27 protein-coding genes are annotated in these 26,206 nt (G+C 62.7%); 4 read left to right on the forward strand and 23 right to left on the reverse strand.

Annotated features, from left to right (window positions below; translation table 11 throughout):
• Position 1: 1 nt before the first annotated feature.
• The 6 genes from JQ641_RS12580 to JQ641_RS12605 form a co-directional block, all read right to left on the reverse strand.
• A complete protein-coding gene (locus tag JQ641_RS12580) occupies positions 2 to 880 on the reverse strand; it encodes a formylglycine-generating enzyme family protein (RefSeq protein WP_211996284.1) in 879 nt (292 codons plus the stop codon).
• A gap of 131 nt (positions 881 to 1,011) precedes the next feature.
• Positions 1,012 to 2,379 (reverse strand): arylsulfatase, encoded by a 1,368-nt coding sequence (locus tag JQ641_RS12585; protein ID WP_249133195.1) that lies wholly within the window; start codon positions 2,377 to 2,379, stop codon positions 1,012 to 1,014.
• A gap of 129 nt (positions 2,380 to 2,508) precedes the next feature.
• On the reverse strand, positions 2,509 to 3,381 hold the full coding sequence (locus tag JQ641_RS12590; RefSeq protein ID WP_249119458.1) for an ABC transporter ATP-binding protein: 873 nt from the start codon (positions 3,379 to 3,381) through the stop codon (positions 2,509 to 2,511).
• Positions 3,382 to 3,383: 2 nt separating this feature from the next.
• Complete coding sequence (locus tag JQ641_RS12595; RefSeq protein WP_249150381.1) at positions 3,384 to 4,355, reverse strand: ABC transporter permease; 972 nt, start codon at positions 4,353 to 4,355, stop codon at positions 3,384 to 3,386.
• A gap of 9 nt (positions 4,356 to 4,364) precedes the next feature.
• Positions 4,365 to 5,801 carry an ABC transporter substrate-binding protein gene (locus JQ641_RS12600; protein WP_211996286.1) on the reverse strand — a complete coding sequence of 479 codons (1,437 nt, stop codon included), beginning with the start codon at positions 5,799 to 5,801 and terminating at the stop codon, positions 4,365 to 4,367.
• Between the two features lie 522 nt (positions 5,802 to 6,323).
• The gene (locus tag JQ641_RS12605; protein ID WP_249150400.1) at positions 6,324 to 7,046 is read right to left on the reverse strand and encodes a Crp/Fnr family transcriptional regulator; all 723 of its coding nucleotides are present in this window, start codon (positions 7,044 to 7,046) and stop codon (positions 6,324 to 6,326) included.
• Positions 7,047 to 7,394: 348 nt separating this feature from the next.
• On the opposite strand from JQ641_RS12605, the gene JQ641_RS12610 reads away from it, so the two are divergent.
• Entirely contained in the window at positions 7,395 to 8,219 is an 825-nt protein-coding gene (locus JQ641_RS12610; protein ID WP_211996288.1) for a DUF72 domain-containing protein, read from the forward strand.
• 94 nt (positions 8,220 to 8,313) lie between these two features.
• On the opposite strand, the gene JQ641_RS12615 is transcribed toward JQ641_RS12610, so the two are convergent.
• Positions 8,314 to 9,288: a Bug family tripartite tricarboxylate transporter substrate binding protein gene (locus tag JQ641_RS12615; protein WP_211996289.1), complete on the reverse strand. Its 975-nt coding sequence runs from the start codon at positions 9,286 to 9,288 to the stop codon at positions 8,314 to 8,316.
• Between the two features lie 181 nt (positions 9,289 to 9,469).
• Between JQ641_RS12615 and JQ641_RS12620 the strand changes: the two genes are divergently transcribed.
• Complete coding sequence (locus JQ641_RS12620; protein WP_211996290.1) at positions 9,470 to 9,931, forward strand: DUF488 domain-containing protein; 462 nt, start codon at positions 9,470 to 9,472, stop codon at positions 9,929 to 9,931.
• A gap of 120 nt (positions 9,932 to 10,051) precedes the next feature.
• Here the strand turns inward: JQ641_RS12620 and JQ641_RS12625 are convergent, their stop codons facing one another.
• From JQ641_RS12625 to JQ641_RS12650, 6 genes are all read right to left on the reverse strand, one after another.
• On the reverse strand, positions 10,052 to 10,966 hold the full coding sequence (locus JQ641_RS12625) for a PhzF family phenazine biosynthesis protein (protein WP_211996291.1): 915 nt from the start codon (positions 10,964 to 10,966) through the stop codon (positions 10,052 to 10,054).
• Positions 10,967 to 11,034: 68 nt separating this feature from the next.
• The gene (locus JQ641_RS12630) at positions 11,035 to 12,342 is read right to left on the reverse strand and encodes an adenylate/guanylate cyclase domain-containing protein (RefSeq protein WP_211996292.1); all 1,308 of its coding nucleotides are present in this window, start codon (positions 12,340 to 12,342) and stop codon (positions 11,035 to 11,037) included.
• A 109-nt stretch (positions 12,343 to 12,451) separates the two neighbouring features.
• Positions 12,452 to 13,618 (reverse strand): ABC transporter permease, encoded by a 1,167-nt coding sequence (locus JQ641_RS12635; RefSeq protein ID WP_192734101.1) that lies wholly within the window; start codon positions 13,616 to 13,618, stop codon positions 12,452 to 12,454.
• On the reverse strand, positions 13,615 to 14,559 hold the full coding sequence (locus tag JQ641_RS12640; RefSeq protein ID WP_211996293.1) for an ABC transporter ATP-binding protein: 945 nt from the start codon (positions 14,557 to 14,559) through the stop codon (positions 13,615 to 13,617). Before JQ641_RS12640 ends, JQ641_RS12635 begins: the two co-directional genes overlap by 4 nt.
• Positions 14,556 to 15,356 (reverse strand): HlyD family secretion protein, encoded by an 801-nt coding sequence (locus JQ641_RS12645; protein WP_211996294.1) that lies wholly within the window; start codon positions 15,354 to 15,356, stop codon positions 14,556 to 14,558. The genes JQ641_RS12640 and JQ641_RS12645 overlap by 4 nt, the downstream gene beginning before the upstream one ends.
• Positions 15,353 to 16,087: a TetR/AcrR family transcriptional regulator gene (locus tag JQ641_RS12650; protein ID WP_211996295.1), complete on the reverse strand. Its 735-nt coding sequence runs from the start codon at positions 16,085 to 16,087 to the stop codon at positions 15,353 to 15,355. Before JQ641_RS12650 ends, JQ641_RS12645 begins: the two co-directional genes overlap by 4 nt.
• A 395-nt stretch (positions 16,088 to 16,482) precedes the next feature.
• On the opposite strand from JQ641_RS12650, the gene JQ641_RS12655 reads away from it, so the two are divergent.
• Both JQ641_RS12655 and JQ641_RS12660 read left to right on the forward strand, forming a co-directional pair.
• The gene (locus JQ641_RS12655) at positions 16,483 to 17,472 is read left to right on the forward strand and encodes a Bug family tripartite tricarboxylate transporter substrate binding protein (RefSeq protein WP_211996296.1); all 990 of its coding nucleotides are present in this window, start codon (positions 16,483 to 16,485) and stop codon (positions 17,470 to 17,472) included.
• 121 nt (positions 17,473 to 17,593) lie between these two features.
• The gene (locus JQ641_RS12660) at positions 17,594 to 17,794 is read left to right on the forward strand and encodes a hypothetical protein (protein ID WP_211996297.1); all 201 of its coding nucleotides are present in this window, start codon (positions 17,594 to 17,596) and stop codon (positions 17,792 to 17,794) included.
• A 28-nt stretch (positions 17,795 to 17,822) separates the two neighbouring features.
• Here JQ641_RS12660 and JQ641_RS12665 read toward each other — a convergent pair whose 3' ends face one another.
• From JQ641_RS12665 to JQ641_RS12710, 10 genes are all read right to left on the reverse strand, one after another.
• Positions 17,823 to 18,233 carry a DUF2000 family protein gene (locus JQ641_RS12665; RefSeq protein ID WP_211996298.1) on the reverse strand — a complete coding sequence of 137 codons (411 nt, stop codon included), beginning with the start codon at positions 18,231 to 18,233 and terminating at the stop codon, positions 17,823 to 17,825.
• Between the two features lie 46 nt (positions 18,234 to 18,279).
• On the reverse strand, positions 18,280 to 18,981 hold the full coding sequence (locus tag JQ641_RS12670) for a hypothetical protein (RefSeq protein ID WP_211996299.1): 702 nt from the start codon (positions 18,979 to 18,981) through the stop codon (positions 18,280 to 18,282).
• A gap of 59 nt (positions 18,982 to 19,040) precedes the next feature.
• Positions 19,041 to 19,430, reverse strand: coding sequence for a DUF4189 domain-containing protein (locus JQ641_RS12675; RefSeq protein ID WP_502754954.1), 390 nt, complete (start codon positions 19,428 to 19,430; stop codon positions 19,041 to 19,043).
• A 247-nt stretch (positions 19,431 to 19,677) separates the two neighbouring features.
• Positions 19,678 to 21,282, reverse strand: a complete 1,605-nt coding sequence (locus JQ641_RS12680) for an NTP transferase domain-containing protein (RefSeq protein WP_211996301.1) — start codon at positions 21,280 to 21,282, stop codon at positions 19,678 to 19,680.
• On the reverse strand, positions 21,279 to 21,983 hold the full coding sequence (locus JQ641_RS12685; RefSeq protein WP_211996302.1) for an XdhC family protein: 705 nt from the start codon (positions 21,981 to 21,983) through the stop codon (positions 21,279 to 21,281). Before JQ641_RS12685 ends, JQ641_RS12680 begins: the two co-directional genes overlap by 4 nt.
• Complete coding sequence (locus JQ641_RS12690) at positions 21,980 to 22,309, reverse strand: XdhC family protein (protein ID WP_192734111.1); 330 nt, start codon at positions 22,307 to 22,309, stop codon at positions 21,980 to 21,982. The genes JQ641_RS12685 and JQ641_RS12690 overlap by 4 nt, the downstream gene beginning before the upstream one ends.
• Before the next feature lie 13 nt (positions 22,310 to 22,322).
• A complete protein-coding gene (locus JQ641_RS12695) occupies positions 22,323 to 23,528 on the reverse strand; it encodes a vWA domain-containing protein (protein ID WP_211996303.1) in 1,206 nt (401 codons plus the stop codon).
• A 121-nt stretch (positions 23,529 to 23,649) separates the two neighbouring features.
• Positions 23,650 to 24,555: an AAA family ATPase gene (locus JQ641_RS12700; RefSeq protein WP_192734113.1), complete on the reverse strand. Its 906-nt coding sequence runs from the start codon at positions 24,553 to 24,555 to the stop codon at positions 23,650 to 23,652.
• Positions 24,556 to 24,694: 139 nt separating this feature from the next.
• Positions 24,695 to 25,498 carry an FAD binding domain-containing protein gene (locus JQ641_RS12705; RefSeq protein WP_211996304.1) on the reverse strand — a complete coding sequence of 268 codons (804 nt, stop codon included), beginning with the start codon at positions 25,496 to 25,498 and terminating at the stop codon, positions 24,695 to 24,697.
• Between the two features lie 65 nt (positions 25,499 to 25,563).
• Complete coding sequence (locus JQ641_RS12710) at positions 25,564 to 26,049, reverse strand: (2Fe-2S)-binding protein (RefSeq protein WP_211996305.1); 486 nt, start codon at positions 26,047 to 26,049, stop codon at positions 25,564 to 25,566.
• Positions 26,050 to 26,206 lie beyond the last annotated feature (157 nt).

The following is a 26,206-nucleotide window of genomic DNA, read 5'->3' on the forward strand; positions in this document are numbered from 1 at the left end:
GTCAGGTGCCCGGTGGTTGACGCACGACGCAGCGGAAGCCGATATGACAGGTAGAGGAATCGACGGTTTCGCCCTGGCGCGCCGACGGCCGGTAACGCAGGCAATAGTTCGGCGCGCACAGATGCGAACCGCCCTTCACCACGCGGCGTACGGAAGTGTCATCACCTGCGCTGCTATGACAGCACGATTGCTGTTGCTGCTCCTGCGCGGCGCCATAAGGGCTCGACGTCCATTCCCAGGTGTTGCCGACCATGTCGAACAGGCCGTAGCCGTTGGCCGGAAACGCATCGACCGGCGACGTGCCCTCATAGCCGTCATCGGCCGAATTCTGGTAGGGAAAATGGCCCTGCCAGGTGTTGGCCATGAACTGCCCATCCGGATTGGACGCATCGCCCCAGGGATAGGCCTTGCCTTCCAGACCGCCGCGCGCTGCGAATTCCCATTCCGCTTCGGTCGGAAGCTCCTTGCCGGCCCACGCTGCGTAAGCGAGCGCGTCCTCATAAGCCACATGCACGACCGGATGATTTTCGCATCCTGCGATCGAACTCTCCGGCCCCTGCGGATGCCGCCAGTCGGCGCCTGGCCTGTATTCCCACCAGGCAAGGTTGTTGCGCAAGTTGACCGGACGATCGGGCTTCTTGAACACCAGCGAGCCCGGCACCAGCATTTGCGGATTGGCGTCGGGATACATCGAAGGGTTCGGCGGGCGTTCGGAATAGGTGACATATCCGGTCGCCTCAACGAATTTCTGAAACTCGCCGTTGGTGACGGGATAGGTGTCGATCCAGAAGCCGTCGACGGAGGCAGGACGCACCGGGCGTTCTTCCCGATAGAAGCTGTTGGAGCCCATCAGGAAAGAGCCGCCCGGGATCCAGATCATGGAAGCGCGGTTGGTGCCAGGCGTTATGCCCGTGTTTGGTTGGCCAGGGAGCGAGCAGCAGCCCGCTCCCCGGCGATTGCCGGCTGCACCCTGCGCGACGTCAGCCGCTATCGTCGGTGCAGACATCGTCCTCAAGCCTTCTGGCGCTGCTTCGGCACGAAATCGAGTGCCGCGCCCGGCGGAATCAGTTCCTCCTTCTTGGCGCTCTCCTCGAAGTCGCGGATGATGCGCTGGGCGTGCTGCATCACCCACCAGCGAACGTAGCGCTGGTTGACGGCGTCACGCTCCTTCGGGTCTTCCTTCAGATGCGTGATGCGGGCAAAGCCGAGCGCCAGCTCCGGATCATGGAAGTGCTGCTGCCGCTTGAAGTTGATCTTGAAGTCCTTCCACTTCACAGCGTGCAGCTCGTCCTTGAGCCAGACGATGCAGGACTCGCGGTTGGACGTTTCCTTCTTGCCGAGGAAGAACTCGCTCTGGTCGACGCCGTCGATCAGGCGATCCTTGGGTGCCTCGCAGCCGGTCATGGACAGCAGCGTCGTGAACATGTCGGTGACATGAACCATCTCGTTGCTTTCGGTGCCCGGCTTGATGTGGTTCGGCCAGCGGATCAGCAGCGGCGTACGAATGCCGCCTTCCGCCGAACTGAAATACGAGCCGTCGAAGAAGCCGCCGGTGCCGCGGCCGGCGAGATGGTCCTCGGCGCCGTTGTCACCGCACATCACGACGATGGTGTTGTCGCGAACGCCGAGTTCGTCGAGCTTGTCGAGCAGCACGCCGAAATCATGGTCCAGCATCAGCAGGCAATCGCCCCAGTCGCCGTTGGTGCTCTTGCCGACGAATTCATCGCGCGGGCTCATCGGGAAGTGCATCAGCGAGTGGTTGAAGTAGCAGTAGAACGGCTTGTCCGCCTTGACGGACTTTTCCATGAACTTGATGGCGCGCTTCTGGTATTCGAGATCGCAGGTCTTCTTGGTTTCCATGGTGAGCTGCTCATCGAGCAGCGGCCAGGCCCCCTTGCCCTTGACGCCTTCATGCATGTGCGAGAAACCGTCGCGCTCTGCGACATAATGCGGGTCGGTCAGCCACATGCATTCGTCATAGGTACGCAAGGGGCCGTACCATTCGTCAAAGCCGTGGTCGGTCGGGAAGCGGCCGTCCTCGGCGCCGATGTGCCATTTGCCGTAGATCGAGGTCGCATAGCCGGCATCCGACAGGATGGTGCCGATGGTGCGCTCCCACTTGACGATGCCGCCGCCGTTGCCGCCGAGCGCGATGGTGTGGTTGCCCGAACGGATCGGAAAACGGCCGGTCATCAGCGCCGAACGCGTCGGCGTGCACTGCGGCTCGACAACGTAGTGCGTCAGCTTGGCGCCTTCCTTTGCGAACTGATCCATGCGCTTGGTGTCGGCGCCGCGCAGAATGCCGCCGCCGTAGCAACCGAGTTCGCCCATGCCCAGATTGTCGACATGGAAAAACAGAATGTTTGGTTTCTTTGCCATTGAATGCTCCGATTTGATGGACGCCAGGCGTGAGTCATCGTTGACGCGCGCGCCTGTTTGCGTCCGTGCTTGATTGCTGTGATCGATTCTTGGGTTCGCGCCTGTCAGGCCGCGACGTTCAAAGTTACGTCAGAAGATTTCGCCTACTCCTTTCGGTCCCACTTTCATTCCAAAGCCGGATAGGCCTCGATCCTTGATCTCCGGCGCCATGGCGGCGAGCGACTCTTCGCGGATCAGACCCTTGAGCTCCTGCACCAGGTTCATGAATTCCGGCGTGTCGGTCATCTCGGCCGTGCGCGGACGCGGCAGCGGCACCTTGATGACCGCCTTGATGCGGCCCGGTCGCGCGGTCATGACGTAGATGCGGTCGGAAAGGAAAATCGATTCCTCGATATCGTGCGTGATGAACAGTACCGAGATGCGGAACTGCTGCCAGATGTTGGTGAGGATCTCCTGCATCACGACCCGCGTCTGCGTGTCCAGCGCGCCGAACGGCTCATCCATCAACAGAACCTGCGGGCTGGTCGCCAGCGCACGGACGATGCCGATGCGCTGCTTCATGCCGCCGGACAGCTGGTCCGGATAATGGTTTTCGAACGACAGCAGCCCGGCCAGATCGAGCAGCGCCCGTGCCGTGGTGTTGCGCTTGCTTTGCTCGACGCCGGCCATCTTGAGGCCGAACTCGACGTTCTTGCGAACCGACAGCCACGGAAACAGCGAGTATTGCTGGAACACGACGCCGCGGTCGGAACCGGGCTTGGTGATCGCCTTGCCGTCGAGCAAGGCCTCGCCGCGGGTCGGCTTGACGAAGCCGGCCACGATGCTGAGCAAGGTCGACTTGCCGCAACCGGAAGGTCCGATCAGCGAGACGAACTCGCCCGGCTGCACGTTGAGCGAGACATTGTCGACGGCAACGACCTTGTTGTCGTTGGCACCGAACGTCACGCCCATGTCGCGCACGTCGATGAAGCCCTTATGGGTTTCGGCTTCAGTCATGGTCATGCTCATCGCCGGCCTCCGGGTGCGAATGCGAGCCAAGGCATCAGAAGGACGCCAACCATCCGGATGATGCCGCTGCACGCCAGTCCAAGGACACCGATCGTGATCATGCCGAGCACGATCGCGGGATAGTCCACCAGTGAGTAGGCTTCCCAGGTGAAGTAGCCGACGCCGAATTGACCCGAGATCATCTCGGCGGCGATCAGCGAGACCCAGGCCACGCCCATGCCGACGGCAAGACCGGTGAAGATGTGCGGCAACGAGCCCGGCAGGATCACGTTCATGAACAGCCGGATCTCGCTGGCGCCGAGGCAGCGCGCCGCCCGTACCAGCACGCCATCCAGTGAATGAACCCCGTGAATGGTGTTGAGCAGGATCGGAAAGAAGGCGCCGATAAAGGTAATGAAGACGATGCTGGCCTCGTTGTTCGGCCACAGCATGATCGACATCGGCACCCAGGCGATCGCTGGAATGGGTCGCATGATCTCGACGACGGGCATGAAGAAGTCGCGCACGCGCTCGTACTTGCCGATCGCGAGCCCGAGCGGCACCCCGATGATGGTCGCGATCATGAAGCCGAGCAGAATGCGTCGTACGCTCATCGCGATATTGAAGAGGTATTTGTTCGACAGCCCGACCTGCGTCAGCTGCTGATACACCTCATAGGGCGTCGGAACGTTCTTGAAGCGGATGTAGAATTCCAGCCTGTACTTGGTGCCGAGATACCAGAACAGGAACAGGGCCCCGATCGAGATGCAGGCAAGCAACGCCGTGATCATCCGCTCCCGGGTCACGTATCCGAGCAGGCCCAGAAACACCTTGGTGAGCGAGACCGTGGGGATCGGCTCCGGTTCCGGCACCTGAATTTCCGCTGCGGACATTTGGGCTGCGGAGGCTTTCGTCTCCACCGGCTCAGGATCGGCGTGCTTGTCGACCATCGGGAGCGCCACAATCTTGGCTGTTGCCGTGCTGCCCATCGGATTCCCCTACTGCCCCAGGTTGATGGCGCCGAGGACTTCGGCATAGGTGGCCAGCTTGCCGCCATTCTTGGCCGCATAGGCTTCCGCGTCCTTCTTGAGCAGGAACGGCACGACATCCGGCTTCTTCGGATCCTGGCCGCCGACCGAATAGAACGCGGCGTCGGCGAACACCTTGATGCCGAGCTCGCGATCGACCAGATAGACGGCGTTGAACTTCTTGCCTTCGGAGCCGTACTTCTTCACGCCGAGCAGCGTGCAGACCGGTGAACTGAACGGCACGATGTCGCCGCCCTGGATCCAGATCTCGCCGGTTTGCAGGGGATTGTTGACCGGCGTGTTGCAGACCGGATCGGTGCCAGTGACGTTATAGGTGTCATACGAAGCAAGCTGCTTGTCGTAGTCGAGCCCGAGTTCCTTGTAGGTCGTCCGTACATAGCTGTCGTTGACCCAGGCGCCGATGTTCAGTTCCTTGATCATGTTGAGCTTCTGCAGGATCGCATAATTGGCGCCGACGGCTTCGACCCATTTCGGCTTGATGGTCGCATCGAGCGTGTGCACGCCGCCGGGACCCAGGAAGATGTAGATCACTTCCTTGTTGATCTTGGTCCACTCCTCGATCTTCTCGGCCGCAAATTTCGGGTTCTTGCGCATCCAGTCGTTCGCCTCCATCAACGCCTTGATGTAGGCCACCACGATCTCCGGATATTTCTCGCCGAAATCCTTGCGCACGACGACGCCGTGGAACGTCGGCACCTTGGTTTCGGCGCCGTCATAGATCTTGCGGGCAAAGCCTTTGAACGGCAGCAGCTCGGCGAACGGCACGAAGTCGCCATGCGCGTCGATACGCTTTTCCTGCAGGTTGGTGGTGCCGACTTCCGGCGATTGCGAAACCAGGCTCCAGAAATCGGGCGGCAGGCCGCGCTTCTGCAGCGAGGTGAGCATCATGCCGTGCGCGGCGGAGCCGAACGGCACCGACACGTTCTTGCCCTTGAGATCGGCGAGTTCGTAGAACGGCGAGTCCTTGTGGACGACGATGCCGTTGCCGCCGCCAAATGCGTTGTAGGCGATGATCGCGACGAGCTGCGTTTCGTTCTTGGTCGCCTGCCCGGTGGCGCCATTCACCATCAGCGGGTAGTCGCCCATCATGCCGATTTGGATATTGTTGGCCATCATGCCGTTGGTGATCGGCGGACCGGAAGTGGCGTTCTGCCAGCTCAGCTTGTACTGGATGTCCTTGTACTTGCCGGTCTTCGGCAGGTGCTTCTCCAGGAGTCCAAGCTCCTTCAGCACGACGCCGCCGGTCACAGTGTTGGTCGTCGTATTCTGTGTGCCGATCCCGATCTCGAGCGTCTGCGCGCTCGCCTGTCCGGGCGCCAATGCGATGGCTGCCGCAGCGATCAAAGGAAGGAAGCCAGGGAGTTTAGACGCAGGGCCGATGCTCATGGGACAAATCCTTTCGAACCAAACTGTGCGGTGTGACTTGCCTGGCCCATGCGCAATCCCCCAGCCACGGCGAAGGGCGGCAGGGTTACTCGGCGCTGAGCAGACTGACTGGCTTGATGACCTTGATGGTGCAAACGACATGCCATCAGACCAATTCTGACGGCGCGGACGGCTTCCGGTTCGCGAAGGCCCGGTTCGCGAAGGGCGTGGCTAACGAAGGGAGTGGTAGGCGTCATTTGCCGCAAACTCGCTTGCTTCCATCACGGACGCGATCACGTCCGGTCAGCAAGTTCTGAACGGCCTCCTCAGAATCCGAAACGACGAACGCTTCGAACCAGCAACCTATTGCTAAGAAATTTGCGGATGCTCAATTAATGAACAGATTTTGCGCCCATCTTGGTTATCCGGCGGGCTAGATGTCTATAAAATAGTCATCGCAACCAGACAGGACTCAGCCCGCAAACGTCTGGAAGCCGCCGGCATCAGCGGCGGTTTGACGCGGGACTCGCTTGGTCCCTCGCCTCAGATGTCGTCAGAGGCCGCGGCCTTGGCGAGCTTGCCGTCGCGGATATCGCTCAGCCTGTCCGCGTCCTTGATGACGAGGTTGGCGCCGTGCGCGTGCAGGATTCCAAGCTCGGTAAATCGCTTCAGGCTGATGGTGACGGATTGGCGCGTCACGCCGGTCATGTGCGCGAGATCGGCATGCGTGAATGACGCGGCAATCAGCGATCCATCGCGTTCTTCAACGCCGTACAGGTTCATCAGATGCAGCAGCAGTTGCGCCAGCCTTTCGGTCGGCGAGCGCGTCCCGAGCATCTGGGCCAAAGCCGAATAGCACTGACCCTTGAAAGTAAGGCCCTCGATGATTCCGATCGCGAGCGCGGGGATCGTGAGCACCATCCGGCGCAGGATGTCGCCCGGCAAATGCAGCACGGTGCTGTTGACGGCGGCGATCCCCGACCAGATGTGCAGGCCTTGCTTGAAGACCTCGGGGCCGCCGACGAAATTGCCGGAGTGCCAATAGGCGAGCGTGATCTCGCGGCCCGATGGGGCGATGTAGAACACTTTGATGCGGCCGCTCTCGATCAGGAAGATGCCGTCTTGCGGACTGCCCTGGCTGAACAGCTGGGCGCCGCGGTAGAGCACTTTGCGTTTTCCGGAGCCCAGCACCTGCGCAATTTCAGACTCGGTGAGGCCATGGAACAGCGATGGCGGTCCGTTCCGTTGCGTTCCACCATCGGTCATCAGCAAGGCCCCAAACTGCGCTTGCCCGCCGCCCTTGGTCTCTCGTTGCGATGGTTGATGCTTGCTTGTCATGTATCCGCTCGTAGCCAACTCCGAACCTGCGTCAATATGAACGGAAAAGTTCCTGGGCCTACGGCCTGCTACATTGCAAAGGTTTGCAATTGGCGCGCCAAGTTCGGCGAGTATTGTCGGCTGAACCGGCGTCTGTGTCCATATATCGCGCCGCAGCGCCCGGCTTCTATCCCGCACTTCCGGACGTTCGTCTTTGCCTGCGGCAATCTGGCCAATTAGGTCCGATCTGGATTAAGATCGGCCCGCAATCATCCCTCCTTCGCAAAGAGCCCCCCGGTGAGCAAACCTGCAAAATCGTCCGCCAAGAACAGCGGCAACATCTTTATCGGCATCGGCGGCTGGACCTTCGAGCCGTGGCGCGGTGTATTTTACCCAGAGAAGCTGACGCAGGCGAAGGAGTTGTCCTACGCCGCGTCGAAGCTGACCTCGATCGAGATCAACGGCACCTACTACGGCTCGCAGAAGCCGGAGAGTTTTCGCAAATGGGCGCGTGAGGTGCCCGACGGTTTCGTGTTCTCGTTGAAAGGTCCGCGCTTTGCCACCAACAGGCGGGTGCTGGCGGAAGCCGGCGATTCCGTGAAACGGTTCTATGATTCAGGCGTGCTGGAACTCGGCGACCGGCTAGGCCCCGTGCTGTGGCAATTCGCGCCGACCAAGAAATTCGACGAGGCCGATTTCGGCAAGTTCCTCGAACTGCTGCCGCGCAAACTCGAAGGCCGCGCGCTGCGTCACGTGGTCGAAGTCCGCCACGACAGTTTTTGCGTGCCCGATTTCATCGCGCTGCTGCGAAAGTTCGAAACGCCCGTCGTGTTCGCCGAGCACGGCAAATATCCGGCGATTGCCGACATCGCGAGCGACTTCGTCTATGCGCGGCTGCAGAAGGGCAATGACGAACTCAAGACCTGCTATCCGCCAAAACAGCTCGACGCCTGGGCGAATCGGTTTCAGGCCTGGGCCTCGGGAAGTGAACCCGACGACCTGCCGCGCGTCGATGCAGCCAAGCCGAAGAAGACGCCGCGTGACGTCTTCGCCTACGTGATCCACGAGGGCAAGGTCCGCGCGCCGGCGGGCGCGATGGAATTGATCGAGCGGGTGAAGTAGGCATAGCGTTTTCGAGCGAAAGCCTGCCGCGGACTTGAGCCGGGGTGGATTGCCGGTTCGCGTAAAGAAAACGCGTTCGGAATAACGCTCCTCGTCAATCCAGCTTGATGCCGGCCTCGCGGATCAGCTTGGTCCAGGTCTCGTATTCGGACGCGACAAAGGCATTGAGCTTGTCGTCGGGCACGTCCCAGACTTCGCCGCCGCTCTTCTCGAAGCGCTCCTTGAGGTCGGGCAATGATGCGCGGATGTCGCGGCGGAGCTTGGCGAGAATCTCCGGAGGAGTTTTAGCGGGCGCAAAGATTCCGAGCCAGGAATCGACGTCGAGCCCGGGAACGCCGGCTTCCGACATCGTCGGCACGTCAGGCGCCAGCGGGCTGCGTTTGGACGCCAGCACGGCAATGCCCTTCGCCTGCCCCGACTGCACATGGGGCAGGCCTGCCGCCATCGAGTCGAAGAACAGATCGATGCGGCCCGCCAGCAGATCGGTGAACGCCGGCGGCGAGCCCTTGTAGGGCACTTCCAGCAGCTTCACCCCCGCAGCTTTCATGAAGGCCGCCGCCACCAGTTGCTGCCCGGTGCCGACGCCGGCGGTCGCCACCGAGATCGAGCCCGGATTGGCTTTCGCCGCCGCGACGATATCCGCCAGCTTGGGCTGCGGCAGATCCTTGCGGCCGACCATCACATAGCCGAACTTGTAGACCAGCGCGACCGGCACAAAATCCTTCAGCGGGTCGTAGCCGAGCTTGGAATACAGCGCCGAATTGAATGCCATGTTGGAGAGCCCGCCGACGACAAGCGTATAGCCGTCCGGCTCGCTCTGGCTCGCGGCCTGCGTCCCCACGACGGTGCCGGCGCCGGGCTTGTTCTCGACCACGAAGCCCTGTCCCATGCGCTTGGAAAGCACGTCGGCAAGCTGCCGCCCTACCAGATCGTAGCTGCCGCCCGGACCGATCGGGACGATGATTTTCACGGCCCGGTCGGGATAGGTGCCCTGCGACCGCGCTGCGCCGCCGCAAACCAGCAGCGCGACTGCGGCCAACCACGCCAGCGAGCGGCAAAATCCATGCATCGTATTTCCCCCGATATAACCGGCCATCAACAGGCGCTGTTTTCGCGACTATGCGACATGGCGCAGCCGGCAGCAACGCATCTGGCGGCCGGGCAACTGCGGCATAACCTCCGCGGTTATGGAAATCCGTGGCGGGGTGACTTAGCCTGGCGTCGGGACATAACGGCGATGGGACATCGACATGGCACGCAGGAATCGCCTCTTCACCATCGGCTATGAGCAGACGCCGGCCAAGGCCGTGCTCGATGAGCTGAAAAGCGCCGGCGTCAAACTGCTGGTGGACGTTCGCGCGGTGGCCGCGTCACGGCGGCCGGGCTTTTCCAAGAACCAGCTCGCGGCCGGCCTCGACGAGCGCGGCATTTCCTATCTGCATCTGAAGGGGCTGGGTACGCCGAAGTCCGGCCGCGAGGCGGCGCGCAGCGGCAAGTTCGATCTGCTGCACAAGATCTATTCGGCGCATCTGAAGACCACGCAGGCGAAGGAAGAACTCGACGAATTGTCGGCGCTGGTGAAGAAGTCCGGTCCAGTCTGCATTCTCTGCTACGAGCGCGACCATCAGCAGTGCCACCGGCAATGGATCGCCGAGATCATCGAAGACCGCGATGGCGTGAAGGTGGAGAATCTGGCGGCGAAACAGATCTAGTCGTCATTCCGGGGCGCGCGGAGCGCGAGCCCGGAATCCATCGCAATGCGAATTATGCGGCCCAATGGATTCCGGGCCTGCGCCAAGAGGCGCATCCCGGAATGACGAGAAAATGGTTTCTCACCCCTCGCCGGCCAGCCGGAACGTACCCTCCATCATCTGCACGCTGGCGCCGCCGACATGGATCGACGAAACCGCGCCGTTTTGCTTGCGTACGCGCGTCAGCAACAGGCTCGGCCGCCCCATGTCGACACCCTGGCCGATCGTTAATTTCAGTTCGCCATCTTTCAACGGATCGATGTCCGCGAGCAGCGCCGCGCAAGCGGCGGTGGCACTGCCGGTGGCGGGATCCTCGGAAAGCCCGCTGGCGCCGGGATGGAACATGCGCGCCTGCAACTCGCAGGGTTTTTCGCCAGGCGGCACGTCGCGCGTATAGAAATAGACCGCGTCGCTGCCGTCGCACGGGAAGGTCTTTGCAAATCCCTCCGCATTCGGCTTCGCCCGGCGCAGCGCATCGCGAGAGGTGAGTTCGACGGCGAGGAACGCCAGCCCGACCGAGATGATCTGCGGCGGATGCCGGTCTAGCTTGACCTCGCTCGCCGGCAGCGACAGGCAGGAAGCTGCCTGTTCGGCACTGAGGTGCGACATCCGCTTCAGCGGCTGCGGCGCCGTGAATTCGGTGCTGACGACCCTGCCCTGCTCGGTCGTAATCTCGACCGGGACGAGGCCCGCCCCCTCCTCGAACAAAAGGCGCGCCGGCGGTTTTGCCGCCTGCGTCGCCAGCACGAAGGCGGTGCCGACATTGGGATGGCCGGCGAAGGGTATCTCGCGGTTCACGGTGAAGATGCGAACCTGCGCGTCATTCGCGCGGTCCACCGGCGGCAGCACGAAGGTGGTCTCGGAATAATTGAATTCTCTGGCGATCGCCTGCATCTGCGCCGTGGACAACCCGCCGGCATCGAGCACCACGCCGAGCGGATTGCCGCCGAAGGCGCGATCGGTGAACACGTCGACGGTGATGTAACGCCGTTGCATTGCTATCTCACTTTTTGTTGGGGCATGATCGTTTCGGAAAACCGGTTTCCACTTTTCCGGATCATGCCCTATGCCACTTTCCAGACCGTCACCGGCCGCTCATATCCCCTGACCGGCACCTCGCCGAGCGCGACCGCATCGCGACATTCCTCTCCGAGCGCGTCATGGACCGCCGCCGAGATCAGGAACTGGGAATTGAAATCCTTGTTGAGCGCCTCGAGCCGGCTGGCGAAATTCACGGTGTCGCCGATCACGGTGTACTCCTTGCGCCGCGGCGAGCCGATATTGCCGGCAACGACCTCGCCGACATGAATGCCGATGCCGATGCGCAGCGGCCAGCTGGACGCCTTGTTGGCGCGCTCGTTCGCTTCAAGCATCTCGCGCGCAGCAGCCACCGCATGCTGCGCGGCGTTGCCTGAGTCGAAGGGGGCGCCGAACAGCGCCAGGAAGCCGTCGCCCAGAAACTTGTTCACGATGCCGCCATGGCGGTCGAGGATGTCGACCAGCACCGCGAACGCGCCATCGAGGCGGTCCACCACTTCCTGCGGAGTGCGGGTGCTGGCGCCCGAGGTAAAACTGCGAAAATCGACGAACATGACCGCGACACGCCGGATTTCGCTGCCGGTCGCCGCCCCCTCGGCCATCAGCCGCTCGACCACCTGCGGCGAGACGTGCTGGCCGAACAGGTTGGTGATGCGGTCGCGCGCCGTCGCGGCGAGGATGCTGGCCTCGAACTGCCGGCGCAATTGAACACCGACCGCGCCGGCCAGCATCCCGCAGATCAGGATGATGACGCTGCGCACCGAGTGATAATACAGGTCCGGCGGCGGATCGGCGCTGCCGGCGCGATGATAGAGCATCGCCATGGCAAGCAGCTGGGCTGCGGCAACGAACCCGGTGAAGGTCGAGAGCCAGAAATCCAGCCGCAGCCCCGACAGAATGACGAAGATGAAATAGGTCAGCGGCACCGCGAAGCCGAGCGCGTCCACCGGACCCATGCTGTCGATATGCATCGCCAAAGCAAGCGTCGGCATCGAGGTTTCGACCAGCACACCGACATAGCGCCGGTAAACCGGCAGGTCCTGGTCCTTGCCGAGGTGCCGGGTGATGACGGAGTGGACCCAGAGTTCGAACAGAACGAACGGGACCAGGACGATGAAGAGCTCGCTCGGATCGAAGCGGCCGTGCCAGAGCTTCTGGATCGCATTGGGATCGAGGGCATGGACAATGAGGATCAGTAGCCCGATCAGGACGGTGGTCCCGATCAGCGCCTTGATCCGGATCAGCTCGGTGCGCAGTATTTGCTGCGTCAGCGCGCGCTGAAAATCAGCCGACACCACCGGCTTCTCGCTTGTGTTGCCCCAGAAACCGAACATTTCCCCACCCTTGTCATTCCGAGGCGATGCGCAGCATCGAACCCGGAATCCTTGGATTCCGGGTCTGGTGCTGGCGCACCATCCCGGAATGACGTCCAAATATACTGCATCAATCGAGCGTGCGACGGAAGCGGGTCACGGCGATCGTCATCGCCAAAAGCATCAGAGCAATGAGAGCAATGGTGTCGTACTGCAAATTCTGGATGGTCGCGCCTTTCAGCATGATGGCGCGGACGATGCGAACGAAATGCGTCAGAGGCAGGCACTCGCCGATATATTGCGCCCATCTCGGCATGCCGGCGAACGGAAACATGAAGCCGGACAAGAGAATGCTGGGCAGGAAGAACATCATCGACAGCTGCATCGCCTGCAACTGGTTCTGCACGATGGTCGAGAAGGTGTAGCCGATCGCAAGATTGGTGGTGATGAACAGCGTTGTCAGCAGCGCCAGCGTGGCCAGGCTGCCGAGAATGGGCACGCCGAACAACAACACGCCGATGCCGATGATCAGCGTTGCCTGAACGAAGCCGACGATTACGTAAGGGATGATCTTGCCGAACATCACCTCGACCGGCTTGATCGGCATCGACAGCAGGCTCTCCATGGTGCCGCGCTCGATTTCACGGGTCACCGACAGCGCCGTGAAGATCAGCATGGTCATGGTCAGGATGGTGCCGACCAGGCCCGGCACGATGTTGAGCCGCGAGGAGGCCGCCGGATTGTAGCGCGAATGGGCACGGATCTCGAACGGCGTCGATGGCGGATCGCCCGCCTGAAGATCGTGCGCCAATGCGGTCTGCACGATGCCGTTGAGCGTGCCCAGCGCCGAGCCCGCCGCCACCGGATCGGTTGCATCCGCGGCGACCAGCAGCGCCGGATGATCGCCGCGCCGCACCGCGCGCTCGAAACCGCGAGGGATTTCGACGCCGAACAGCACCTTGCCGGATTGCAGGAGATCGTCGAACTCGGCGACGCTGTGGACTTCATGGGTAAAGCGGAAATAGGCGGTGTTCTCCATCGCCTTGAGAATTGAGCGCGCCAGGTCGCTGTCTTCCTGCAGCAACACCGCGGTCGGCAAATGGCGCGGCGTGGTGTTGATCGCAAAGCCGAACAGCACGAGCTGCATCACCGGCAGCATCACGATCATCGCGAACGAGACCCGGTCGCGGCGGAGCTGGATGAATTCCTTCACCAGCATCGCATAGCTGCGCCACCAGAAACCGAATGACGGCTCCCGGACATTGCGGCGTGCGCTGTTCGTGTCGGTCGTACTCATTGGAAATTGTCCTTTGAGCGGCCCATCAGGTCGATGAACACGTCTTCCAGCGACGGATCTCCATGCTGCCAGTTCCACCCCCTGTTTTCCCGGTAGGGCGCGACGCTGGATTCGAGCGCGGCTTTGTCGCGGCCGGAGACGTGCAGGCTGGTGCCGAACGGCGCCACCATGTCGACGCCTGGTTTGCCTGACAGTTCATCGGCAAGACCGTTGAGATCGTCGCCGGTGACCGTCCAGGTCGAAAGCGCCGACTGCGCGATCACCTCGTCGACCGTGCCATGCGCCAGCAGGTTGCCGTAGGCGATATAGGCGATCTCGTGACAGCGCTCGGCCTCGTCCATGTAATGGGTGGAGACCAGCACCGTCAGGCCGTCGGCTGCGAGCGCATGGATCTCGTTCCAGAAATCGCGCCGCGCCTTCGGATCGACGCCGGCGGTCGGCTCGTCCAGCAGCAGCAATTGCGGGTTGGGAAGCGTGCAGGCGCCGAGCGCCAGCCGCTGCTTCCAGCCGCCGGAAAGCTCCCCGGCGAGTTGCTCCTCGCGGCCGTTGAGACCGATGCGCTGGATCATGTCGCGCGCCGCTTGCCGCGCGTTGGACAGGCCGTAGAGCCGCGCCACGAACTCCAGGTTTTCGCGCACCGAGAGGTCCTGATACAGGCTGAAGCGCTGCGTCATGTAGCCGACCTGGCGCTTGATCTTGTCGGCGTCGCGGCGGATGTCGTAGCCGAGGCAGGTGCCCTCGCCGGAATCCGGCGTCAGCAGGCCACAGAGCATGCGGATGGTCGTGGTCTTGCCGGAGCCGTTGGGACCGAGGAAGCCGTAGATCGAGCCGCGCTTTACCTGCATCGAGAGGTTTTGCACGACCGCCCGGCCGCCAAACGATTTCGACAGACCCTCGACATTGATCGCAATATCCGGCGCGGTTGATGGGGTTGAATTCATCGCTTGTCCGCCACCGGTATCGGCGCATTGACGAACACGCTGATCGGCTGGCCGACGCGCAGACTGGCCGGCTTGTTCGGTCGCGCCTGGATCAAGTAGACGAGCTTGTTGCGCTCATCGAGGCTGTAGATCACCGGCGGGGTATATTCCGCCGTCGTCGCGATGAAGTAGATTTTTGCGGTAAGATCGCCCGCGCAATTGTCGCAGGTCACCTTGACCTCGTCGCCGACCGCAAGCTTCGCCAATTGCGTCTCCGGAACGAAGAAGCGCAGCTTCATGTTGCCGGGCGGCATGATCGACAACACCGGCCGCTGCGCCGGCACCATCTCGCCTTCGCGGAAATAGATCTGCTGAACGGTGCCGGCGACCGGCGCGAAACCGTTGCGCCGGGCCAGCCGCGTCTGCGAAGTGTTGACGCGGGCCTCCGCCACACGCAGCGCCGAGACCGCGGAGTCGAGATTGGCCTGGGTGCCCGAACCGGTCTTGGACAAAGATGCCGCACGGTCATAGGTCTGCTGGGCATTGGCCAGCGTCGCGTTGTGCTGGTTGAGATCGGCCTTCTGCAGATCGTCGTCGACCGAATAGATCTGCATGCCGGGCTTCACCTCGTCGCCCTCCCGCACGCTGAGCTTGGTCACGCGCCCGGATTCGTCGGGGCTGACGAAGATCATGTCGGCTTCGACCCAGCCCTGAAAGCCGGGATCCTTGCGCTCCTTGCAGCCGGCCAGCACGGCGGCCAGCGCGAGCGCGGCGAGAATGGCCGACGCTTTCGAAAAGGTCTTGCGCGCCGAAGTCATGTCGTCCTCCGTTCGCCAAAAATCAGATCGAGATGAACGCGAAACATCTCGTTCGCATCGAGTGGCGCGTGTTTGCTGAACAGGCTTTGCCAGATGATCGCGACGATGGCGGGCGCTACGAGGATCTGCGGAAAGCGCGCCAGATTCTTTTGCTGGATTTCGCCGCTGATGACGCCGAGTTCGATCAGCGCGCGCATGCCGGCGATCCCCTTCGAGACCACTTCGCGGTAGTAGAAGTCGGCGATATCGGGAAATCGCGGCCCTTCGGCAACGATCAGGCGCACGATGTCGCCACGCCGCGTCGTCACCACGTCATGGATGAAGGCGCGGGCAAAGTTCTCCACCATGTCCCGGATCGAGACGCCGGCCGGCGGCGGCCCTGCTGCGGCAAGACGGTTGACCAGCGGAACGATCGCGGTCCGGATCAATTCCTCGAACAGCGCTTCCTTGTCCTTGAAGTGCAGGTAGATCGTGCCCTTGGCGACGCCTGCCCGCTTGGCGACGTCGTCGAGCCTGGTGGCTGCAAAGCCGCGCGCGATGAATTCATCCATCGCCGCCTCGATAATGGCCGCGCGCCGCTCGGCGGCGCGTTCGGCCCGGTTTGAGGCGGGTTTTGCGGGCTCAACCTTCGCCGAGACCACTTTCGGGCTCTTGGCGGCGGCAGCCCTGCTCACAACGCGGCTTTTGGCCGGTTTGGACGGGCGTCGGATGCTGGGGCGCGTTTTGCTCATGATACATATATGACTGACTGGTCAGTCATTGTCAATATCGGACTGAAGCTGCCGTTTTCACGTCCCCGTGAGGATTTGGTCGTTCAGCCGTCATTGCGAGCGCAGCAAAGCAATCCATCACGCCACGCACTCGCGCGACCCGAACACGGGCTCGCCTTCCGCGGCGCGACACGCCCCGAGTCCTTGAACAGCTTGCCCTCGATCAGGACGCAGAGATGCCGGATGCGCGCTGCATCCGCGGTCTCACGTGCAAATCGAACAAAGAAGCGCACGCGAGCATGCATATTCACCGCGGACTCTCCGCTATTCGCTGCACTGCGCCAATCTGTCCCGTCTTTCACGCATGGCGGAAGCCGGACGATGCGATACCCTCCCCGCCAATTCAGGGAGGAATCATGTCAACGAAATTCAATCGCCGCCATTTCATCGCTGCCGGTACCGCCGCTGCAGCGGCGCCGTTCCTGTTGCGCGGGGCCTCGGCGCAAGGCGCGTGGCCGTCGCGGCAAATCCGGATGGTCTGCAGCTACCCGGCGGGCGGGCAGACCGACCTCCTGGCGCGCGGCTTCGGCGATTACATCTCCAGGCAGGTGGGCAAGACCGTCGTCGTCGAAAACAAGGCGGGCGCTTCCGGTTCGATCGGCGCTCAGGAAGTCGCACGCGCCGAGCCGGATGGCCACACCATCCTGTGCTCGATTTCGACGACCTTTGTGATGAACCGGGTCATGATGAAGAACCCCGGCTATGACATGGACAAGGACCTGGCGCTCGTCAGCATCATCCCGGGCGCCGGGCTGCTGCTGGTCGCAAGCACGAAATCCGGCATCAAGACATTCGACGACTTCGTCGCTTTCGCGCGCAAGAGCGGCAAGATGAACTTCGGCACCTACAGCGCCGGCTCCTCCCCGCACATCACCATCAATGAACTCAACAAGCAGTATGGCCTCAACATCGAGCCGATCCACTACCGGGGTGAAGCGCCGATGTGGACGGGCATCGCGGACGGCACCCTCGACGTCGCGATGGGCAGCTACACGGCCGCGCAATCCGTCCTGCAAAGCAACGCCGGCGTTGTGTTCGCGGTGCATTCCAAGAAGGTCGACGCGATTCCTAACGTCAAGACCCTGCCTGAACTCGGCGCGACCTCGAAATTCTTCACCGTGAGCGGCTTTTCGGGCTGGGCGGTGCCGAAGGCGACGCCGCAGCCGATCGTCGACCGGTTGTCCGAACTCTGCGTGGCCGCCAACAACGATCCGAAGGTGAAGGAAATTCTCGCGACTTTCGTGCTCGAACCGGCAATCGGTTTCAAGGAAAGCAATGCCTTGTATCAGCGCGAATTGCCGGTCTGGATCGAGGCCGGACAGGCGCTCGGCTTGCCGCCGGCCTGAATTGGCCGCAGCCATCTTGCCGGAACCAGCGTGACGTCAGGCACATAAAGCCAGCCTGGATTGGCGTATCCCAGCGGCCTGAGGTGAGCGTGAATCTCACCGAAGGTCGCAGGGGTGAAACATGACCAATTCAAGCCATGAAATTCGCGAACTGAACATCGAAGATCTCGATCACGTCGCCGGCGGAATGCTCTCTTTGGGCATGATCCGCGCGTATCTCGCGAGCCAGTCCGCCAGCGTTTTTCTTGGCCCAGTGATCGGCACCTCGATCGGCTCGGGAATCGGCGGCGGCGCGGCGAGCGGTGGCGGCGATTCCGCCTGACGGCAATCCGCAGGCAGGAATACGCTTCCTAGCTGTGAAACTTCAGCCCATCGACGATCTTGTCGATCACCTTGCGCTCGGCGCGCATGGCGAGCCCCACGAGATTGAGTTCGGCGCGGATCACCGCTTTCACCACCTTGCGGTTGGCGGCATCATGCGTGGTCTTGAACATCTCCTCGGTATAGACCGCAGGCGTCACGTCCCGCGCCAACGCGCGTTCGAGCGCGCGCGACAGCGCGGCGCGATCGGCGCCATAGATCAGGATCGGCTGGCCGATCAGCGACAGATATTTGGTGCCGGAGCCATCGCCATAGGGCTCGCCGATACATTCGGGAAAAGAAGCGGCAATGCCGCCGGCCAGAAACGAAGCCACGTTGAGCTTCTGCCACGGTTCAAGATCGGTCCGGATCACGACCGCGATTTTGGTGTCGAATTGCATGATGGGAGATTGCCCTTGCTGGCGGAGTATCGATCGTCGGAGTTATCTAATATCCGTTTCGGCTGAATGCGGATTCGGCGTCAGTCGAGGAGGCTGTCCACAAGCCGGCCGCTTGCACGGCAACCACGGTTGGACGCCCCGGATCCTTCCACCAACCAAGCTTGCTCTCGATTCCAACGGTAACCGGATCATTGGTGATTTCAACCGTTACCCCGCGTATTCGAACCAGCCGACCAGACATTTGAATTGTCTCGCCTGCCTTCAGATGGCGGGCACTCCTGGGATCACGGGGTTGCTCGAATAGAATCATCGTTGGGAATTCGGCTGGCGACAGGTCCCAGTTGCCGCGCACCATGGGAAGTTGCGCAAGTTGCTGGTCCTTGAAGAGTTCCAACTTGAAATGTGACGGGACAAGACGCGTAAGGAAATCGACATCCTGACCGAGCGGGCCCGACGCAAGGAGCGCTACAACCAGCTTGTTGTCCGGAATCTGAACGAGCACCGCGTTAGCATGAATGGAGAATGCCAATCGGTTTCCAAGCAGAAGCGGTGGATTTTTTCTGACGTAAGCCTCGATCACGCTGGAGCCTGCGCGCAACTGGCCGTCGACATCGAGGTTGACGGTCAAGCGGTAGCGATAGCTGTAGGTCGGATATTTCAGCTTATACAGCACCACGACGGTTGCGATGACCGCGACAGCAATGGCTAGACGCTTGATCCCCGGCGCGATGTTGGTGCCGAATTGCATCCTTCACTCCAACTGCCGTCATTCCGGGGCGCGCATCGCGCGAGCCCGGAATGACAGACCTACCCCTTGGCGTCGCAGGCCCAGGCGCGGATCACGCATTCCTTGCCGCCGAATTCGTAGCACTTCTTGGTCGCGGCGTTGAGCGAGCTCGAAATCTTCGGCTTCACGGCATAGCCGTGGGCGCCGCAGGGCTTGGCCATGTCGATGGCCAACGCGGCGCAGGCACGCTTCATGGTCACGGCGGTGCAGTCGCCCTTGCATTGCTTCAGGGCTGCGGCGCGCGCGGTCTCTTCGGCGGGATAGTCATACGCCTGGCCATAGGCGCCGCATTTGCCGACCGCCAACGCGCCGGCCGCCCAGCTTTCGGTGACGAAGCGCGATGCGCCGATCACCAAAGTGAACGCAAGAATGAACAGCGCGCGACGTTGCGCGGCAGCGGTCGAAACGATCAAGATCCCCATCCCCCAAGACAGCGGGCGGAATCTAGCCGGGAGGGAGTTGAGACTTGGTGAACGAAGGGTTGAATTTTGGGGGCGGGATAACAACCGATCCATCAGTTCGTCGTCCCGGCCTTGAGCCGGGACCCATAACCACCGATGGTAATGGCGGAGAAGGCTGGAGCCACAGCGTCACGCAACAATAACGCCCTGTGGTTATGGGTCCCGGGTCAAGCCCGGGACGACGGGATTGATTATCCTACCCCCGCCGTGCCGCTTCCAGCGCCTGCGGGGTGTCGATGTCGAGAAACGCGCTCTCGCCCTCGACCGGGACTTCGGCAACGGCCTCGGCATGCTTGGCGATGAGGTGGCGGGCGCCGACGTCGCCGTCCAGCGTCATCAATTCGCGGAAGAAGCGCCGCGACCACAGCACCGGATTGCCGCGCCGGCCCTCGCTGACGGGGACCGCGATCAGATGGCCACGATCCGGCTCGAACGCCTCGATCAGCCGGTCGATCAGTTTGGCATCGATCAGCGGCATGTCGCCGAGGCAGACCAGCGCGCCGTCGGCATTGGCCGGCACCGCCGCAATACCCGCCTTGACGGAGCTTGCGAGCCCGCCGGCGAAATCCGGGTTGCGGACGAATTTCACTCTCAAGCCGGCCAGTGCCTGCTCGACCAGATCAGCCTGATGGCCGGTGACGACGATCACCTCCGTCGCCTTCGAGGCCAGCGCATGCTCGGTCACGGTCCGCACCAGCTTGTTGCCGTCGAGTTCGGCGAGCAGCTTGTTTGGGCCGCCCATCCGGGTCGAACGTCCGGCCGCGAGCACGATCGCCGCGACGTTGCGGCTGGCTTCGGTGTCGGCAACGGTGCGCGGCTGCGGTCTTGTGACGATTTCCATCAGGAGGCCGCCGACGCCCATGCCGGTGAGTTCGGCGCGCGTCACCTTCAGCCCTGCGAGCAGGCGCATCAGCACCCAATCAAATCCGTTCTCGACCGGCGAGCGCGCGCAGCCCGGCGCGCCAAGTACCGGCACGCCACCGGCGCTGCCGATCAGCAGCAGATTGCCGGGATCGACCGGCATGCCGAAATGCTCGATCGCGCCGCCGATTTCGGTGATCGCGGCCGGGATCACGTCGCGGCGGTCGGCAATCGCGGACGCGCCGAACACGATCACGAGTTCGGCGCCAAGGCCGAGCAATTCCTTGATCGAGGCTGCGAGCACGGTCTCGTCGTGCGGCACGCGGCGCTCGGCGATGACGCTGGCGCCCGCCGGCGCCAGGCGCTCGGCGGTGACGCGCAAGGTTTTCTCGATCACTTTTGGCGCCAGCCCCGGCAACAAGGTGGAAACGATGCCGACGCGCTTGATGGTGTAGGGAGCAATCCGCAGCGCGTTCTTTCCGGCGACGGCAACGGCCGCGTCGCGCAGTTTCGCTTCGACGCCGAACGGAATGAGCTTGACGGTCGCGATCATCTCGCCTTCGACCACCGGCTTGAAGGCGGCAAGGGTCGCAAAGGTAATGGCTTCATCGACGCCGTTGATACGGTCGACCGCGGCGCGATCGACCACCAGCACACCGGCCTGCGCGGCGAACAGATTGGAACGGCCGGTAAAGGCGCGCTCGACATTGACGCCCTCGCCCGTCACCGCCCGCGCGATGCTGGCCGCGGCGACGTCTTCGGAGACGTCACCGTCTTCCAGCCGCACCACGACGATTTCCTTGACGCCGGCCTTGGTCAGCGCCTCGACTTCACCGGGACCAATGGTCGTGCCCTTCTTGAGCACCAGCGCGCCCTGGCGGAGCGTATGCACGGTGACGCCGCCAATCGCGTCGGCCGGACTGGCGGGGCCGAACTTCATGCCGCCTGCTCTTTCACGTTTTCCTTCGGGAGCCGCAGCTCGGCGGTGATCTCGGCCATGATCGAGACCGCGATCTCCGACGGCGACACCGCGCCGATGTTGAGACCGATCGGCGCATGGATGCGCGCGATGTCAGCGTCCGATGCGCCCTGCGCCTTCAGCCGTTCGGCGCGCTTGGCGTGGGTCTTTCGCGAACCGAGCGCGCCGATATAGAAGCAGTCGCGCGCAAACGCATGCAGCAGCGCCGGGTCGTCGATCTTGGGATCGTGCGTCACTGCGACGAACGCGGTGTAGTGATCGACATTGAGCGGCGGCAGCGCGACGTCGGGCCATTCGGCGATCAGCGGCACATCCGGAAAACGCTCGGGGCTGGCGAACGCCGTGCGCGGATCCACCACCGTCACGTCATAATCCAGCGAGCGCGCCAGCGGCGCCAGCGCCTGGCTGATATGGACCGCGCCGACGATCACGAGCCGCGCGGTCGGCGCGTAGACGTTGAGGAACAGTTTCTTGCCGGCGGCCTCGATCATGCCACTCTTGCCCATGCGCAACTGTTTTGAAAGCTCAGCCCGCAGGGGATCGGTCGCGATGTCTTTTGCCTTGACGAGGCGCTGATCGCCATTGGCGGTATCGGTGATCACGATCACCGGCCGCCGCGCGGCACGCTCGATGTTCACTTCGGAAAGAGTTTGTAGCTTCACGACTGGCCCACCTTCTCGACGAAGACGCGGATAGTGCCGCCGCAGCTTAGACCGACATTCCAGGCGGTCTCGTCGGCCACGCCGAATTCCAGCATCTTGGGCTGGCCGCTCGCGATCACGTCGAGCGCCTCGGTGACGACCGCGCCTTCGACGCAGCCGCCGGACACCGAGCCTAAGAACGTGCCGTCGTCATTGATGACCAGGCTGGAGCCGGCCGGGCGCGGCGCCGAACCCCAGGTTTCGACCACGGTCGCCAGCGCAACCCCATGACCGGCCTTTTGCCAGGCCTCGGCGGCCTGCAGGATGTCTTCGTCGCGATTGAGCATAGCGGGCCTCTTTTCAAGCTGCCGATCGGATCACGCTGCGATGATGGGGCGGAGGCGGCGCCGAAAGCGCCTCGATCAGCCCTTCCATTGAACTCAAATTATGCACCGCGCGGAATTCGTCAACGTGCGGCAGCATCATTTTGATGCCCTGCGCCTTGGCCTCGAAGCCGCCATAGCGCAATAGCGGGTTGAGCCAGATCAGGCGGCGGCAAGATCTATGCAGCCGGTCCATCTCGAATGCCAGTTTGTCGTCGGCCTCGCGCTCCAGCCCGTCAGAGATCAAGAGCACGATGGCGCCCTGCCCGAGCACGCGCCGGCCCCACAATTTGTTGAACGAGTGCAGCGAGGTGGCGATCCTTGTGCCGCCGGCCCAGTCCTCAACCGAGGACGAGCAGCGCGCCAGCGCCTCGTCGGGATCGCGCGCCCGTAAGCTGCGCGTCACATTGGTCAGGCGGGTGCCGAACAGGAACACCGAGACGCGCTTGCGCGCATCGGTGATGGCGTGGAGGAAATGCAGGAACAGGCGGGTGTATTCGCTCATCGATCCCGAGATATCCAGGAGCGCCACGATCGGCGCCGGCTTGTCGATCCGGCCGAGCTTTCGGATGTCGATGATCTCGCCGCCGGTGCGCAAGGAGCCGCGCAGCGTCCGGCGCATATCGAGCTTGAGCCCGCGCGCGTCCGGCTGATAGCGGCGGGTGCGCAGTTCGGCCTGCGGCAATCGCATATTCGCAATCGCGCGCGTCACTTCGGCGATTTCGGCCGCGCTCATCTGCGCAAAATCCTTCTTCTGCAGGATCTCCTTGTCGGAGACGGAGAGCCGCAGCTCCTGCTCCTGGGCCTGCGGGGCCTCCTCGCGCATCGAGGGTTGCGCCAAAGCCTCCTGCACGCGCCGCGAGGCCGGCGGCGGCTTTTTCTTGGCGTGGTCCGGCAGCGGCACCGAATCCAGCATCGACTTCCACTCTTCGGCGGCGCGGAAGAACAGGTCGAAAGCCTGCTTGAAAATCAGCGCATGTTCGTGACGCTTGACGAAGATCGCTTCCAGCGTGGTGTAGACGTCGGCGCGGTTGCCGATCTCGATCACCTGCAGCGCGTTGAGCGCATCGATGACCGCACCCGGCCCGACCGGAATCCCGGCGGCGCGCAAAGCGCGGGCAAAGCCGATGACGTTGTCGGCCATTTGGCCGGTGGGCGGGTTGAGGTGGTTGATGGTTGTCATGGAACCAATCTCTATCGTCATTCCGGGGCGCGCCCCTTGGCGCGAGCCCGGAATCCATTGAGCAGCGTGCGTGCTGACAAATGGATTCCGGGTTCACGCTTCGCGTGCCCCGGAATGACGGCTAGTCGCTCGTCGCTTCCTTCAAAACCTTCTGCAGCGTGTCGCCTTGCATCCGCGCGATGTCGTCCTGGTATTTCAGGAGCGCGCCCAGCGTGTCGCCGACGACTTGCGGCGTCAGCGAGCGGGCGTCGAGTTCGGTCAGCGCGGTGGCCCAGTCGATGGTCTCGGCAACGCCCGGCGACTTGTAGAAGTCCTGATCGCGCAGCGCCTGCACGAAGCGCACCACCTGCTGTGACAGCTTTGCGGAAATATCCGGCACGCGCGATTTGACGATCGCCAGCTCGCGCTCGGCATTGGGATAATCCACCCAATGATAAAGGCAGCGGCGCTTCAGCGCGTCGTGGATTTCGCGGGTGCGGTTCGAGGTGATGATCACGATCGGCGCTTGCGGCGCCTTCACGGTGCCGAATTCGGGGATCGTCACCTGGAAATCGCTGAGGATCTCCAGAAGATACGCCTCGAACGCCTCGTCGGCGCGGTCGAGTTCGTCGATCAGCAGCACCGGCGCGCCGGCCACGTCGGGCTCCAGCGCCTGCAGCAGCGGCCGCTTGATCAGGAAACGCTCGGCGAAAATATCGCTGGAAAGCTGGTCGCGGTCAGTGTCGCCGCCGGCTTCCGCCAGCCGGATCGCGATCATCTGCGCGGCGCTGTTCCACTCGTAGACCGCGGAGGCAACGTCGAGCCCTTCGTAGCACTGCAGACGGATCAGTTTGCGGCCAAGGGCGGCCGACAGCACCTTTGCGATTTCGGTCTTGCCGACGCCGGCCTCGCCTTCGAGGAACAGCGGCCGTCCCATCCGCAGCGACAGATAGGTCACCGTCGCCAGCGATCGCTCGGCGAGATAGCCGCGCGAGGTCAGCAATTCCTGCATCGCATCGACGGATTTGGGTAGCGCCGATGCACTCATGACAAAGCCAATCTTGCTGAGCCTAGAGCCTTTTCGGTTCTGATTGAATCAGAACCGGGCTCTCGATTCTTGTTTTGACGCGTTTTCTTCACGCGAACCGGTATCCACTTCGCTCGAAAACGCTCTTGGGACGGCAAACTTACTTCGCCGTCGCGGCTTCGACGGCGCGGCGCGTCAGCACGCCAATCAGATGCGCGCGATATTCGGCGCTGCCGTGCAGGTCGCTGTTCAGCCCTTCGGCCGGAACGGAAACGCCGTCGAGCACCTTGTGCGAGAAGCGCTTCTTCAACGCCTCTTCGAACGGTTCGGCGCGGAACACGCCGTCCGAACCGGCGCCGGTGACGGCGACGCGGACATCCGACGGACGCTTGGCGACGAACACACCGACCAGCGCGTAGCGCGAGGCCTGGTTGCGGAATTTGATATAGGCCGCCTTCTTCGGCACCGGGAACATCACCTTGGTGATGATCTCGTCGCTCTCGAGCGCCGTCGTGAACAGGCCCTGGAAGAATTCTTCGGCCTTCAGCCGGCGCTTGTTGGTGACGATGGTGGCGCCGAGCGCCAGCACCGCGGCAGGATAATCCGCAGTCGGATCGTTGTTGGCGAGCGAGCCGCCGATGGTGCCTTTGTGGCGCACCGCGGGATCGCCGATCATGCCGGCGAGTTCGGCCAGCGCCGGAATGGCTTCGCCGACGACGGCCGAGGTCGCGACCGCAGCGTGCTTGGCGGTGGCGCCGATCACCAGCGAACGGCCCTTCATCTCGATGCCGTCGAGGCCTTCGATATGGGAGAGATCGACCAGATGCGGCGGGCTGGCGAGCCGCTGCTTCATGACCGGCACCAGCGTGTGGCCGCCGGCGATCACCTTGGCGTCTTCGTTCTTCACCAGGAGATTGGCGGCCTGACGCACGGTCGCGGGGCGATGATATTTGAATTCGTACATGAGAACTTCCTGATCGCGGTCGCGATGAATTCGATGATGCGAGGCGGACTTACGCCAGGTCAGATTTAAGCAAGGTCGGATTTGGCCATCGCCTTGGCGCCGGCGGCGATCGAGGTCACGATGTTCTGATAGCCGGTGCAGCGGCACAGATTGCCTTCGAGCTCTTCGCGAATGACGTGGTCCGAGAGGTCGTTGCCCTTGCGGTGCACCAAATCGACCGCGGTCATGATCATGCCGGGGGTGCAGAAGCCGCATTGCAGGCCGTGGTGCTCACGGAAGGCTTCCTGCATCGGATGCAGCGGCGCGCCATCGGCGGCCAGCCCCTCGATGGTCCGCACTTCATGGCCATCGGCCATGACCGCCAGCGTGGTGCAGGATTTGACCGCCTTACCGTCGAGATGGACGACGCAGGCCCCGCACTGCGAGGTGTCGCAGCCGACATGGGTGCCCGTCAGCCGCAGGTTTTCGCGGAGAAACTGGACCAGGAGGGTACGGGGGTCGATATTGGCGTTTACGGGATTGCCGTTCACGATCAGGGAAATCTTGGCCATCAGCACTCTCTTGAGCTGCACTGCCGCATATCGGCTGCGCAGGCGTTTAAAATCGTTCCAAGGCCATAATATGGGCCATCCCGGCAATGAGCAACCGTGGCAGTCACTCACTTCCGGCATGGCCAGATGCGGCCTAGCGGGACTCTTGAGGGGATAT

It is taken from the genome of Bradyrhizobium sp. JYMT SZCCT0180 (assembly GCF_018130165.1).
In the GTDB taxonomy this organism is placed as follows: Bacteria; Pseudomonadota; Alphaproteobacteria; order Rhizobiales; family Xanthobacteraceae; genus Bradyrhizobium.